Raw genomic sequence first — 13,276 nt, forward strand, 5'->3', positions numbered from 1 at the left:
TGGTTATGCTGTTACGCCGCCTCTGTATGTAGGGTACAGAGTTGGCCGGGAATTTATTCCCCTAATTGTTCACGTGTGGGTAATCCTTCGCTGTCGCCCTGAACCTGAATGGCCAGTGCGCCAATTTTATTGCCGCGGGTCACTGCCTGATGTAGCGAGCGGCCTTCGAGCAGGGCGCTGATAACGCCCACGGCAAAGCCATCGCCTGCGCCGACCGTATCGACCACGTTGTCGACTTTTACCGGCGCAACGCAGCCTTGTTCACCGCTGGCAGTTTTGTACCAGGCGCCATCAGCCCCGGTTTTAACGATCACGGCCTTCACGCCATGGCGCAGATAAAAGTCGGCGATGGCTTCAGGCGTTTGCTGACCGGTTAAAATCATGCCCTCTTTTAACCCGGGTAGAACCCAGTCAGCCTGAAATGCCAGCCGGTTCAGTTTTTCCACCATCTCGGCTTCGCTTTTCCACAGCACTGGGCGCAAATTCGGGTCGAACGAGATGGTCTTCCCCTGGGCCTTCATGGTGCGGGCGGTATGCGCCAGTAGTTCATAAGAGCTGGAGGAAAGCGCGGCTGCTACGCCGCTCAGGTGCAGGTGGCGCGCGCTGGCGAAATAGGCCTCGTGGTAATCCTCAACGCTGAGGCGGCTGGCAGCGGAACCTTTGCGGAAATACTCCACAATGGGATCGGTTCCATTTTCGACCTTAGATTTAAGCTGAAAGCCGGTAGCGTAACGCCCGTCCTGGGTGACTCCCTGCGCATCAATCCCTTCTTTTTCCAGCGACTTAACGATAAAACGGCCAAAACTGTCGTTGCCAACGCGGCTCACCCAGCCGACCTTCAGGCCCAGACGGGCAAGACCGGTCGCCACGTTAAGCTCCGCGCCTGCAACGCGCTTGATAAACTGCTCCACATCCGCCAGTTCGCCAGTTTGCGTGGCGACAAACATCGCCATCGCTTCACCAATAGTGACCACATCCAGTGAATTTTTCATACGTTACTCCTCGCGTAACAGCTCGACGTAGTGGCGGGTAACCGCCGTCAGATCCTGCCCTTCCAGGGGGAACTCAATGCCGCGCGGGACGTCGTTGGGCAGCGTTTTTAGCAGCGCCATCCAGCGCGAGTCTGCTGCATCTGGCGGTACGGCGCGGTAGCTGTCGCGATGTGTGACAGCGGCTTTGACATGGATATAGCCAACGGTTGACGCCAGGTTTTGTGCTGCTTCTTCCGGGGAGTCGCCCACCCACAGCCAGTTGCCCATATCGAAGGTTAAAGATATCGGCAGGTTTTGCGTCTGACAGGCTTCGTTAAAGCGCTGCATCGGTTGCAGGCGTCCGCAGGCGGTTTGATCGTTCTCAACAACCAGCTCCATTCCGCTGTTGTCGAGCCATTCGCGTAAAACGTTGAACTGTTCGGTATGGGAAAAATGGCCGAGGGAGACTTTTAACCACAGCGCCTGCAGGGCCTGCGCTTCTTCAAGTAGCGCGGGAAGTTGGGGGTTGAGGTTACCGTTCGCAAGGAACAATGGCTCAGGCGCTGAGTAACAGGCCAGCAGGCCGAAGATTTCGATAGCAGAAGCCATCGTAGGGAGCGTTTTCAGCTCGGCATCGGTTAATAACTCGCGGCGGATTTCAACGCCGTCAGCACCGGCTTCGGCAATGATAGGCAATAATGCCGTTTGTCCGCCTGCGGCCCGCACCTGGTCTTGGCCGTAAGCGGCGGTGACCACCATAATTTTTCTTTTCATGGAAACTCCAGACTAGCGTTGTTGTAATAACGCTAGATGGAACCGGTTCCAAAGAAAAGCCTGGGATGTCGAATTTATGATCACCATCACGAAGGTAATTTAACGGGCGGTAGAGCCGCGCACGATCAGCTCGCCGGAGAAGACCTGTTCCTGAATGGCAGAAGAGCCGCCATCAATTCGGCTTACAACCTGCTCAACGGCAGTGTAGCCAATCTGCCAGGTGGGTTGTTTCAATGTGGTAATACCGACGCCCGCCAGCTCTGCCCATTCCAGTTCGTCAAAACCGAGCAGGCCGATATCGCTGCCCCAGTTAAGGCCAATGCGCTTCAGGGCGCGGGCAACCTGTAGCGTGAGGGCGCCATTGGCGGAGATAACGGCTTTACGCATGCCCCGATGCTGCTGGTGGAACTGGCGCAGCGTGTCATCCAGTTGCGTATTGTCCGTTAGCGGGACTTCGGCATTTTGCGCGATAACGCCGGGGTACTGCGCGAGCGTGGCGCGAAAAGCGCTCAGACGTTCGCGGCGCGTATTCACCATGCCCAGCGGTTCGCTGAGGAACAGGATGGCTTCAAAACCTTGCTCGACCAGATGCTCGGTGGCAACCGTTGCCGCCTGGGTGTTATCCAGCCCGACCATATCGCAGGCGAAATCGGGAATTTTACGGTCAATCAGCACCATCGGCAGCGCAGACTGCTGCAGGCGGTTCAGCCCCTCTTCGCGCATCCCGACGGCGTTGACCACAATTCCTTCGACCTGGTAACTGCGCAGCAGGTCGAGATAATGCAGCTCCTGATCCACTTCGTTGTTGGTGTTACACACCAGCGGGGTAAAGCCCTTATCGCGACAGGCGGCTTCAATACCGCTTAACACGTTGACGGAGTAGGGATTTGTAATATCGGCGATGATCAGGCCGATCAGGCGGGTACGACCGTGTTTCAGGCCTCTTGCCATCAGGCTGGGGCGGTAGTCGAGATCGGCAATGGCTTGTTCAATGCGGGCCAGCAGCGCGTCGGAAAGCAGGTGCTTTTCACCGTTGAGATAACGTGAAATGCTGGTCTTGCCGGTTTTTGCGGCTTTCGCCACATCGCTGATGGTTGCTCGTGTTGATTTGCTCATCGCTGATTTCCCTGAGTTTGGTGACAACACCTTAACGCGAAAATCAACGATGGCAAGTGCTTCATGCCGGATGGATTCGACCTGTCTTCACCCGGCACAAAACGTTACTGAAGTGGGCTTAAGGTGATTTCTACGCGACGGTTCTGCGCTTTACCTTCTGCCGTGCTGTTGCTGGCGATCGGATTTGCCGGGCCCATACCTTGAGTGCGGATACGGTTAGCCGCGACCCCTTGAGTGATTAAGGCGCTGGCGACGGAGTCCGCGCGCTGCTGCGACAGACGCATATTCAGATCCTGGCTGCCGGTGCTGTCGGTGAAGCCCAGCACGTTGACGGCGGTTTTATTGTACTCTTTCAGTACCATTGCTACGCCGGTCAGGGTGTTGGCACCAGCAGGTTTCAGGTTGGCACTGCTGCTGTCGAAGGTGACGTTATTTGGCATATTCAGAATGATGTTATCGCCACTACGCGTCACGCTGACGCCGGTTCCCTGCATTTTTTCGCGCAGTTTTGCTTCCTGCACGTCCATGTAATAGCCGACACCGCCGCCAACGGCCGCGCCAGCCGCTGCGCCAATCAGTGCGCCTTTGCCGCGATCTTTCTTCGAAGAAGAGAGTGCGCCAATGCCCGCGCCGACCAGAGAGCCAATACCCGCGCCAATGCCGGATTTACCCGCTTCGCGTTCGCCGGTGTAAGGGTTTGTTGTGCAGCCAGAAACCGCCAGGGCGCCGCTCACGATGGCAGCAATAACAAAAACACGTTTCTTCATCTTAATTCCTTAATGACTTTTTCTTCTTTGCCACAGCGACCGTGGCGGTTGATTATGACGTGTGAACATGAAGAAAATTCCAGGGAAGACTCTGAAATTTGTAAGTAACATTGAACGGCATAATAAATAAGCCGTCACATCGCATTCAGGAGCACCATCTTGGCTAATTCACCCGCACATTACTCGGTATTAACCGCCGCTCACTGGGGACCAGTCCTTGTCGAAACCGATGGGGAGACGGTTTTCTCCTCGCGTGGCGCGCTGCCTGGCACCCATCCCAACTCTTTGCAAACCGTGGTGCGCGACCAGGTTCACAGTAAAACGCGGGTACGTTTTCCGATGGTGCGTAAAGGCTTTCTCGCCTCGCCGGATAACCCACAGGGGGTGCGCGGGCAGGATGAATTTGTTCGCGTCAGTTGGGATGACGCGCTAAATCTTATCCATACGCAGCATAAACGCATCCGTGACAGCTACGGCCCGGCCTCGATTTTTGCTGGTTCCTACGGCTGGCGTTCCAACGGCGTGTTACACAAAGCCGCGACGCTGTTACAGCGTTATATGGCGCTGGCGGGCGGTTATACCGGGCATCTGGGGGATTACTCGACGGGGGCTGCGCAGGCCATCATGCCGTACGTGGTGGGCGGCAACGAAGTTTACCAGCAGCAAACCAGCTGGCCGGTGGTGCTGGAGCACAGCGAGGTGGTGGTGTTATGGAGCGCCAATCCGCTGAATACCCTGAAGATTGCCTGGAACGCTTCTGACGAACAGGGGATCGCTTACTTTGCGGCTTTACGCGACAGCGGGAAACGATTGATCTGTATCGATCCGATGCGATCGGAAAGCGTCGATTTCTTTGGCGATAAGATGGAATGGATCGCCCCGCATATGGGGACTGACGTGGCGTTGATGCTGGGTATCGCGCATACGCTGGTGGAAAACGGCTGGCACGACGAGGACTTTCTCGCCCGGTGCACGACCGGTTATGCCCGTTTTGCCGACTATCTGCTGGGTAAATCTGACGATGTTGCAAAAACGGCGGAGTGGGCAGCCGACATTTGTGGCATTCCGGCAGCGAAAATACGTGAGCTGGCGGCGATATTTCACCAAAACACCACCATGCTGATGGCAGGATGGGGGATGCAGCGCCAGCAGTATGGCGAGCAGAAGCACTGGATGATCGTCACCCTGGCCGCCATGCTCGGACAAATCGGCACGCCAGGCGGTGGCTTTGGGCTGTCGTACCATTTTGCCAACGGCGGCAACCCAACGCGCCGGTCTGCGGTGCTGGCCTCAATGCAGGGCAGCATTAAAGGCGGCACCGACGCGGTGGATAAAATCCCGGTGGCGCGTATTGTCGACGCGCTGGAGAACCCCGGCGGTTTTTACCAGCATAATGGAATGGACCGCCATTTCCCGGACATCCGCATGCTGTGGTGGGCGGGCGGCGCTAACTTCACTCATCACCAGGACACCAACCGTTTAATTCGCGCCTGGCAGAAACCGGAGCTGGTGGTTATCTCGGAATGTTTCTGGACTGCCGCAGCGAAGCATGCCGATATCGTGCTGCCGGCGACAACGTCGTTTGAGCGTAATGATTTGACCATGACCGGCGATTACAGCAACCAGCATCTGGTGCCAATGAAGCTGGTCGTACCGCCGCAGGACGAAGCGAGAAATGATTTTGATGTCTTTGCCGAGCTGAGTGAACGCTGGGAAAAAGGCGGATATGACCGATTTACCGAAGGTAGAAGCGAACTGGCGTGGCTGGAGACCTTTTACAATATTGCCGGGCAACGCGGGGCCAGTCAGCAGGTGACATTGCCGCCTTTCGCCGAGTTTTGGCAGCGCAACGCCCTGATCGAAATGCCAGAAAACGCCGCCAGCGCGCAGTTTATCCGTTTCGCGGATTTTCGCCGCGACCCGCAGGCGCATCCGCTGAAAACGGACAGCGGAAAAATTGAAATCTACTGTGAGAGGATTGCCGGTTACGGCTACGCAGACTGTGCGGGACACCCGATGTGGCTGGAGCCTGATGAGTGGTTCGGTAACGCAGAGCCGGAGCAGTTACAGTTGCTTTCCGCTCATCCGGCGCACCGTTTGCACAGCCAGCTTAACTACAGCGCGTTGCGCGAACGGTATGCGGTAGCGGATCGTGAGCCGGTTACGATCCACCCGCAGGACGCCCACGCGCGCGGCATTGTGGATGGCGACACGGTCAGGGTGTGGAATCTGCGAGGACAAGTACTGGCGGGAGCGGTGGTGTCGGCAGGTATTAAACCTGGCGTCATCTGTATTCATGAAGGCGCCTGGCCTGATTTGGATCTCGCTGCTAACGGTATTTGTAAAAATGGCGCCGTCAACGTGCTGACCAAAGATCTCCCCAGCTCGAAGCTGGGGAATGGCTGCGCGGGCAACACTGCGCTGGCGTGGCTCGAAAAATACAGCGGACCAACGTTGACCCTTACGGCGTTTGATCCGCCTGCCAGCCCATAATCCACGTGGGATGGTGAGTTTCCTCCTGCCATGCGCCGTCTTCAATGCGAAAACCCAGTGCATGGTAGAAGTTCACCGCCGATTGGTTCTTCTGGTAGACCTCAAGGCTGAGTATCGAAAAGCGCTGCTGCACATGCTGCACCAGCGCTTTGCCGATCCCGTTTCTGATGGCGGCAGGCGCGACAAACAGCGCGCCGAGAAAGCGGTCATCAATAACGCTGGCAAAGCCTTTGAGCTCGCCTTCTTCTTCCCACACCCAGGTTTGCGCGGCGGGCAGGTAAACATCACGCACGATGGATTCACTTTCGCGCCAGTAGCGCTCTTCGATAAACGGGTGGGCATGGATTGTGCTTTCCATCCATAGCGCCAGAATCGCCGGTAGATCGTCAGCCTTTGATTCACGAATCATGTTGTTCTCCCGGATAGCAGATGCAACTGGTGACATGATCGTTGACCAGGCCGCACGCCTGCATAAAGGAGTAACAAATGGTGGTGCCGACAAATTTAAACCCGCGTTTTTTTAACGCTTTAGACAGCGCGTCTGACGCAGGCGTTGAGGTGGGGATATCGCTCAGGTTGGCGGCGCGGGTCACTTGCGGTTGGTTATCAACAAATGACCAGACGAATTCGCTAAACGACTCTCCGTTTTGCGCCATGGTCAAAAAGGCGCGAGCGTTGCCGATAATGGCCTGAATCTTTCCGCGATGGCGAATAATGCCAGCATCCAGTACCAGCCTCTCCACATCCTCTTCAGTCATGGCCGCCACTTTTTCCGGGTCAAAATGGTGGAAGGCGTGGCGATAATTTTCCCGTTTCTTTAGTACGGTAATCCACGATAATCCGGCCTGCTGGCCTTCAAGGCAGATCATTTCGAACAGCTTTTTGCCATCGGTTTCGGGGACGCCCCATTCCTTGTCGTGGTAGGCAATGTAAAGTGGGTCCTGGCTGACCCATCCGCAACGCTGCATATTCTTCCTCGCTGTTTTTACTGGCGTAAAAATTTCATTCGGCCCGCCTTGACGCGCCAGCTAAAAAGACAATATTTAATACAGGGCCTGATGGGCCCGATATCCTTCACACAATGACAATAATATCGCCGAATTCGGCTCTTTTCTGGAGTCGCGTTGATGATTATAAGAAACAGTAGTGGTCGCCAAAGGTTAACTCTGGCGAGCGTCATAGTTTGTGCGCTGTCCATCAATACAGCATATGGCTGGCAACAAGAATATATCGTTGATGCGATGTCAGGGCATACGGCTGAACGTTATACATGGGACAGCGATCACCAACCACGTTATAACGACATTCTGGAAGAACGTATTCGCTCCACTCAAAACGTAGCGGGGCCCGTGGTGAATCTGGCGGCTGAGACGCCTATGGAGGCGACCAGCGGCATGAGTATGGGCTGGAACTTCCCGCTTTCAAGGCAGGTGACAACCGGTCCGGTTGCCGCGCTGCATTATGACGGTTCAACCACGTCTACTTACAACGAGTTTGGCGATAGCGCGACGTCGATAGCGCAGAACGATCCGTTGTGGCATGCCAGCGTCAGCACGTTAGGCTGGCGAGTGAACTCCCAGTTCGGTGATGTGCGACCGTGGGCGCAAATCAGCTATAACCAGCAGTTTGGCGAGAATATCTGGAAAGCGCAGTCGGGCTTAAGCCGCATGACGGCGGCGGGTCAGGACGGTAACTGGCTGGATGTTACCGTCGGTGCAGACATGCTGTTGAACCCGCACATGGCGGCTTATGCGGCGCTCTCGCAGGCGGAAAATAGCACCAACAACAGCGACTATATGTACACCATGGGTGTGAGCGCCAAATTTTAACGTAAAAAATCATCAGAAAAACATCTCTGTTACATATCGAGATCAACAATCACACGCGCCTCAGCGATAGCGTGTACTAACTCATGCGATAAAATTCAGTAACCCGACTTTTTGTCTCGTCATTCATTCCACAATCCAGGCATTTCATTCCGTCCTGGCGGCATTTCATGCCGTTTTCTCCTGCTCATAAAAGCGCTTCGGTATGGTTGTTGGCAGAGAATTTCCCATTTTGTTTATGCAGGAAGACTGCCATGAAAACTTCTGATTATCAGCGTACCCGCTGGCTGACTCTGATCGGCACCATTATTACCCAATTTGCTTTAGGTTCTGTTTATACCTGGAGCCTGTTTAATGGCGCACTCTCTTCTAAGCTTGATGCGCCAGTGAGCCAGGTTGCCTTTTCCTTTGGCTTGCTGAGCCTTGGGCTGGCGATTTCCTCTTCCGTTGCCGGCAAGCTGCAGGAACGTTTTGGCGTGAAACGCGTCACCATGGCCTCCGGTGTTTTACTCGGCGTCGGCTTCTTCTTAACCGCCCACTCCGACAGCCTGATTATGCTGTGGCTGAGCGCCGGTGTGCTGGTTGGTCTGGCGGATGGTGCAGGTTACCTGTTAACGCTTTCCAACTGCGTAAAATGGTTCCCGGAGCGTAAAGGGTTGATTTCCGCCTTTGCCATCGGTTCTTATGGCCTTGGCAGCCTCGGTTTTAAATTTATCGATAGCCAGTTACTGAGTACCGTAGGCCTGGAAAAAACCTTCATGATTTGGGGCGCGATTGTGCTGGTAATGATCGTCTTTGGCTCCACGCTGATGAAAGATGCGCCGAATCAGGAAGTGAAAACGAAAAATGGCGTGGTCGAGAATGACTTCACCCTGGCGCAGTCCATGCGTAAACCGCAGTACTGGATGCTGGCGGTCATGTTCCTGACGGCGTGTATGAGCGGCCTGTATGTGATTGGCGTGGCGAAAGATATCGCACAAAGCCTGGCGCATATGGATGTGGCAACGGCGGCAAATGCGGTTACCGTGATTTCTATCGCGAACCTGTCGGGCCGTCTGGTGCTGGGGATTCTGTCCGATAAAATCTCCCGTATTCGCGTTATCACCATTGGCCAGGTCGTTTCGCTGGTGGGTATGGCTGCTCTGCTGTTCGCGCCGCTGAATGACGTCACTTTCTTTATGGCGATTGCCTGTGTCGCATTTAACTTTGGCGGCACCATCACCGTGTTCCCATCACTGGTCAGCGAATTCTTCGGTCTGAATAACCTGGCTAAAAACTACGGTGTTATCTACCTGGGCTTCGGTATTGGCAGTATTTGCGGTTCCATTATCGCCTCGCTGTTTGGCGGGTTCTTTGTGACCTTCTGCGTTATCTTTGCGTTGTTAATCATTTCGCTGGCGCTTTCTACCACTATTCGTCAGCCACAACGTAGCGTCTACACCGAGGCACACGCCTAAACCTATTAGTGGTCTGATTAATACCTGGCGCATATATTTACAAAAATATATGCGCCATTTTCATTCTCTATAAGCACTTTTTCTCCCTCCTGTGGTCTACTTACCCGCGCCCGTAGACATTTCACTTCTGCTGTTGTCGCATTTTTCCTCTGTCCGGTCTGATTGATCGCTGCACAGGGTGTTTTTATCCCGATTTCCAGGGTTTGTTTGCATGAGATACATTAAGTCGATGACGCAGCAGAAACTCAGTTTCTTGCTGGCAATCTATATCGGTTTGTTTATGAACTGTGCCGTATTTTTCCGTCGCTTTAGTGGATATGCGCACGAGTTTACCGTCTGGAAAGGACTCTCCGCGGTTGTTGAATTGGCCGGCACTGTGCTGGTGACCTTCTTTTTACTCCGACTTCTCTCGTTATTTGGCCGACGCGCCTGGCGTGTGCTGGCAACCTTTGTGGTGCTGTGTTCTGCCGGCGCCAGTTATTATATGACCTTCCTGAACGTGGTAATTGGCTACGGCATTATCGCCTCCGTTATGACCACGGATATTGATTTATCGAAAGAAGTCGTCGGCTGGCATTTCATCGTGTGGCTGGTTTCGGTCAGTATTATCCCATTGGTGCTGATCTGGAGTAACCGCTGCCGCTATACCCTGATGAGACAGATTCGTACACCGGGTATGAGATGGCGTAGCGTGGGGGTAGTATTGTTAGCTGGCCTGCTGGTATGGGCGCCGATTCGCCTGCTGAGCATGCAACAGAGAAGCGTTGAACGTGAAACGGGGATCGATCTACCCAGCTATGGCGGGGTTGTGGCGAACTCTTATTTGCCGTCAAACTGGCTCTCAGCGCTGGGTCTGTACGCCTGGGCACAGGTGGATGAATCTTCAGACAACAAATCGCTGATGAACCCGGCGAAGAAGTTCACCTACGTTGCGCCCAAAAATCTCGACGACACCTATGTGGTCTTTATTATCGGGGAAACCACGCGTTGGGATCATATGGGGATTTTTGGCTATGAGCGCAATACTACGCCAAGACTCGCCCAGGAGAAAAATCTGGCCGCATTCCGGGGATATTCCTGCGATACGGCAACTAAACTTTCGCTGCGCTGTATGTTTGTACGTCAGGGCGGGGCGGAAGAAAACCCGCAGCGTACCCTGAAAGAACAAAACGTCTTTGCTGTGCTCAGCCAGTTAGGGTTCAAGACCGACCTCTACGCGATGCAAAGCGAGATGTGGTTCTACAGTAATACCATGGCGGAGAACATCGCTTACCGTGAGCAGATTGGCGCTGAGCCGCGTAACCGTGGCAAAAACGTTGACGATATGCTGCTGATTACCGAGATGCAGCAGTCTTTGCAGAATAATGAAGATGGTGACAAGCATCTGATTATTCTGCACACCAAAGGCTCGCATTTTAACTACACTCAGCGCTACACCCGCGAATATGCGCAGTGGAAGCCGGAGTGCGTCAATGTTGATAGCGGCTGCTCGAAGGCCGAGATGATCAACTCGTTTGATAACTCGGTAACCTATGTTGATCACTTTATTACCAAAGTGTTCGATCAACTGCGCGATAAGAAAGCGATTGTGTTCTACGCCGCCGACCACGGTGAGTCGATTAACGAGCGTGAGCACCTGCACGGTACGCCGCGTAAAATGGCGCCGCCAGAGCAGTTCCGCGTTCCTATGTTGGTGTGGATGTCAGACAAATATCTGGAAGACCCAGACCATGCGAAGGCGTTTGCACATCTGAAGCAAGAAGCTGATATGAAGGTGCCGCGTCGTCATGTGGAACTGTACGACACTATTTTGGGTTGCCTCGGTTATACCTCGCCAAATGGCGGTATTAACGAGAATAACAACTGGTGCCGCATTCCGGACGCGAAGAAGGTTAAGGCTCAGTAATTGGGCTGCTGACTTTCTCACCGATCAAATGGCATTTTGATGCTAAGGGATTGACGGGCGCGCTGCTGAGCAGTAAGATGCGCCCCGCATTCGGTGATTGGCGCAGCCTGGTAGCGCACTTCGTTCGGGACGAAGGGGTCGGAGGTTCGAATCCTCTATCACCGACCAAATTAGAAAAGCCCGCTCTTTGAGCGGGCTTTTTGCATTCAGGAATCCACGAGGATGAGAACCTCCGGGGGCAAGAGGTTCGACTCGAGCGTAGTGAGAGAACGTTGCGTCAGCAACGGCCGCAGGGCGAGCCACGCAGTGGCGAGTAATCCTCTATCACCGACCAAATTCAAAACCCTGCTCAACGAGCAGGGTTTTTTGCTTTAGTGGCATTTCCAGGCCTGATAAGAGAAACGCCATCAGGCAACGGCTGAACCGCTCAGATCAACGTACCAGCCGTCATCACCGCGCGTTACCGCTGTGATTTCCCAGTCAGCCGGGGCATTCAGTAGTGAAACGTTTAATTCATCGGTTGAAGCATTTTCGATGATAAGCCCGCAGTCGCCGGTCCAGGTGACGGTCGAGCCATCCTCACTCAGCGAACCATAACGCAGGTTGCATTCATGGTAATCAAGTTTAGAGGCGCTATAGGGGGCAATGCACAGCAAGCCTGGCTGGGTATCCGGTTTGCTCATGCAAAATGAGGAATAATCTCGCTGGTCGAATTGGATGAGATCGGTAATAAACTCGCTTTGGAGGACAAAACCTTTCCAGTTATCGGCGTCTACTGTGTTCGTCAGGCGCACAAAAACCGGCACGGCATTACTTGTATAAACTGCGGTTACAGCAGCGGAAGTATGGTTTAATGCGACAGGAATATTATCCACACCTGTATTGGTGATTAAATTGCGGAACTCATTGAAGTCAAAACCTACGCCATCTGTAGGGTAAGGTGTTGTGAAAAAAAACAGCGGTGAATTTGCTGTACTAAAAATTGATGCTGATTGGTACAGCCAGTTATTTGCATCATCTTTTAAATTCACGCTGAACTGAGTGCTTAAAACTGCCATGTCACCGCGATATTCCTCTTGATCGTAAAAATAACTATGGTTGTAGTTTTCCACAATATATTCATAGTGAACAATAAAATGGTTGTCACTTAATTTCTCAATTGTATAGGGCAATACACTAACATCTGGCGTTAAGGTAATCGTCTCTGACTCAGGTAAATAAGTGACGGTAACGCTGGCTAGTTTATCGTAACTGGATTGACAGCCATCGGGATATTTGGCTGTCGTGGCCTCGGCAGTCAGTGAGGTGAACTCAGAAAGCTGCGTTTCTGGGTTCAAAAAAACCATCACGCCAGGGATGTTTTGTTGGGTGTGATTAAAGTAACATTCAGTGTCAATACGTGATAATGACGAAACATATGAATCAATAGATGTCCTGAAGTTATTGAGTTTGTTAGTCACATCCATGCTGACAATAATTTCATTTTCAGGTAGGGAAATTGCAAAAACGCCAGATAAGTTCTCAATATTATTTGTCAGTACGGTCAGGTCGCTGACATCCTCATTAATAAAAAGCTCTGAACGGTAAGGGACAACATATTCGTTTTCCTGAACAGCATCAATACTCTGAAGAAAAAGTTTATTCCCGTTTACCTTAACCGAACGAAATGCCCAGATACCATACTCAAAGACATCTAATACCTTATGCACTGGCAGGGTAATGGATGTGCCCTGAAAATTGGTCTCAGTATAAAAAATCATATCGCTCATTATATTTCTCCATTTCATATTTAATTGTGGATGCGGCAGTTTGTTGACCGCGAATCAAATTTAATGGAGAAAGCAGGGTTAAATGAAATCACATCAGATAAAAATCGGTTTATTTATAATTTTGATAGAAAAAGGCAACTTCCTCTATGATGCTGTAGGATTTAATGGGAGATGTTGATGTCGGCTGTTGAGGCCAA

The 13,276-nt window shown here is 52.9% G+C and carries 11 protein-coding genes, 1 tRNA gene and 1 other RNA gene; 6 read left to right on the top strand and 7 right to left on the bottom strand.

The window, feature by feature from the left end; all coding sequences use genetic code 11:
- Positions 1–53: 53 nt before the first annotated feature.
- From WHR59_RS00940 to WHR59_RS00955, 4 genes are all read right to left on the bottom strand, one after another.
- Positions 54–992 (bottom strand): sugar kinase, encoded by a 939-nt coding sequence (locus WHR59_RS00940; RefSeq protein WP_043018681.1) that lies wholly within the window; start codon positions 990–992, stop codon positions 54–56.
- Between the two features lie 3 nt (positions 993–995).
- On the bottom strand, positions 996–1,745 hold the full coding sequence (locus tag WHR59_RS00945) for a sugar phosphate isomerase/epimerase family protein (RefSeq protein WP_043018680.1): 750 nt from the start codon (positions 1,743–1,745) through the stop codon (positions 996–998).
- A gap of 99 nt (positions 1,746–1,844) precedes the next feature.
- On the bottom strand, positions 1,845–2,861 hold the full coding sequence (locus tag WHR59_RS00950; RefSeq protein WP_047407969.1) for a LacI family DNA-binding transcriptional regulator: 1,017 nt from the start codon (positions 2,859–2,861) through the stop codon (positions 1,845–1,847).
- A 104-nt stretch (positions 2,862–2,965) separates the two neighbouring features.
- Positions 2,966–3,628: an OmpA family lipoprotein gene (locus WHR59_RS00955; RefSeq protein ID WP_043018678.1), complete on the bottom strand. Its 663-nt coding sequence runs from the start codon at positions 3,626–3,628 to the stop codon at positions 2,966–2,968.
- Between the two features lie 159 nt (positions 3,629–3,787).
- Between WHR59_RS00955 and WHR59_RS00960 the strand changes: the two genes are divergently transcribed.
- Entirely contained in the window at positions 3,788–6,121 is a 2,334-nt protein-coding gene (locus WHR59_RS00960; protein ID WP_338843529.1) for a molybdopterin guanine dinucleotide-containing S/N-oxide reductase, read from the top strand.
- Here the strand turns inward: WHR59_RS00960 and WHR59_RS00965 are convergent.
- Together WHR59_RS00965 and tag are read right to left on the bottom strand one after the other, a co-directional pair.
- Entirely contained in the window at positions 6,090–6,530 is a 441-nt protein-coding gene (locus WHR59_RS00965; RefSeq protein ID WP_047407975.1) for an N-acetyltransferase, read from the bottom strand. The two genes, WHR59_RS00960 and WHR59_RS00965, sit on opposite strands and share 32 nt — an antisense overlap.
- Positions 6,520–7,089 (bottom strand): DNA-3-methyladenine glycosylase I, encoded by a 570-nt coding sequence (gene tag / locus WHR59_RS00970; protein WP_003846107.1) that lies wholly within the window; start codon positions 7,087–7,089, stop codon positions 6,520–6,522. The genes WHR59_RS00965 and tag overlap by 11 nt, the downstream gene beginning before the upstream one ends.
- Before the next feature lie 159 nt (positions 7,090–7,248).
- On the opposite strand from tag, the gene WHR59_RS00975 reads away from it, so the two are divergent.
- The 5 genes from WHR59_RS00975 (at position 7,249) to WHR59_RS00995 (ending at position 11,644) form a co-directional block, all read left to right on the top strand.
- Positions 7,249–7,950: an autotransporter outer membrane beta-barrel domain-containing protein gene (locus tag WHR59_RS00975; RefSeq protein WP_181230973.1), complete on the top strand. Its 702-nt coding sequence runs from the start codon at positions 7,249–7,251 to the stop codon at positions 7,948–7,950.
- 251 nt (positions 7,951–8,201) lie between these two features.
- On the top strand, positions 8,202–9,404 hold the full coding sequence (locus WHR59_RS00980; protein ID WP_047407984.1) for an L-lactate MFS transporter: 1,203 nt from the start codon (positions 8,202–8,204) through the stop codon (positions 9,402–9,404).
- Positions 9,405–9,615: 211 nt separating this feature from the next.
- On the top strand, positions 9,616–11,310 hold the full coding sequence (eptB, locus tag WHR59_RS00985; RefSeq protein WP_080625973.1) for a kdo(2)-lipid A phosphoethanolamine 7''-transferase: 1,695 nt from the start codon (positions 9,616–9,618) through the stop codon (positions 11,308–11,310).
- Positions 11,311–11,401: 91 nt separating this feature from the next.
- Positions 11,402–11,478 (top strand) — tRNA-Pro (locus WHR59_RS00990).
- A gap of 34 nt (positions 11,479–11,512) precedes the next feature.
- Positions 11,513–11,644: non-coding RNA, RtT sRNA (locus WHR59_RS00995), on the top strand.
- A gap of 73 nt (positions 11,645–11,717) precedes the next feature.
- Here the strand turns inward: WHR59_RS00995 and WHR59_RS01000 are convergent.
- A complete protein-coding gene (locus WHR59_RS01000) occupies positions 11,718–13,079 on the bottom strand; it encodes a hypothetical protein (protein ID WP_338843530.1) in 1,362 nt (453 codons plus the stop codon).
- Positions 13,080–13,276 lie beyond the last annotated feature (197 nt).

Origin of the sequence: Citrobacter europaeus (genome assembly GCF_037482245.1) — a bacterium.
GTDB classification, from domain to species: domain Bacteria; phylum Pseudomonadota; class Gammaproteobacteria; order Enterobacterales; family Enterobacteriaceae; genus Citrobacter; species Citrobacter europaeus.